The organism is Compostibacillus humi (genome assembly GCF_014637175.1).
Taxonomy (GTDB): domain Bacteria; phylum Bacillota; class Bacilli; order Bacillales; family Amphibacillaceae; genus Oceanobacillus; species Oceanobacillus humi.
In genome coordinates, this window is record NZ_BMEV01000154.1 from 1 (window position 1) to 884 (window position 884).

The following is an 884-nucleotide window of genomic DNA, read 5'->3' on the forward strand; positions in this document are numbered from 1 at the left end:
TAGAAAATGAGGTAAATTATTAAATAGCTCATCAACTATAGATTGGACCTTTCCTTCTGAAAGAATTGGTTCATTGGAAAGAGTAGATTTCAACAAATCCAAAACCAGCATAAGAGCTTGCGCAAAACGGATGTCCTCCATTTCATCGCAGCACAAATAGAAGAGCTGTCCAATCGTTTTTGGATCCTCTTCTTCCCGTGAACTTAAAGCAAGCATGATATAGCGTGCGAAAACAATCGTGGTATGGGCTACCATCGCATCGTAACTGCGGGATTGGAATTCTTTTGCTAAACGTAGGTGGGATTTGGTCACTTTGAAAAAGCACTCGATATCCCAACGTTTCCCATAAAGTCGAACAACTTCTTCGTCTGGAAGCTCAATATTAGTTGATAGAAGGGCTAACCAGTTTTTTGATCGGTTTCGGTCACGCACAAAAACTATCCGAGCTTGTATATCCTTACCTTTGTCATCCGGTCCTAGACTTACAACAATGGAAGCAAGAATCTTAGCACGTCCACGTTTTTTTCGAACTTTCTTATATAGTTGATTCAGAGTATACTCCTTACCTTGATACGTGTAATATACGCGGTGCATACTTTTGAGCATACAAATAACATGAAGGGGATATTCAGAAACAACACGTTTTATCACCTTGGGAAACGCAAACCAACTATCAAAAAGCAATGTTGTAGCACAAAGTTGTAAAGGATTTACTTCATCTAAAAGATCGAACATTGCTTCCGTGGACTTTTTCAGTGCCTCCTTGCGTCGCTTATAACCGACTGTACGCTTGTCAATGTCTGAATTGATTTCTTGAAAACGATTTTTCTTTTTCGCGGAACTAAGCAATGAAAAAGCTAGTGGAATAAAAGTATTCCCATCTG

At 39.3% G+C, this 884-nt stretch carries 1 protein-coding gene; it reads right to left on the reverse strand.

Annotation, left to right across the window (positions count from 1 at the left end; all coding sequences use genetic code 11):
* The coding region (locus IEV18_RS17060; protein ID WP_188393519.1) for an IS4 family transposase at positions 1-884 on the reverse strand (884 nt) is incomplete at both ends.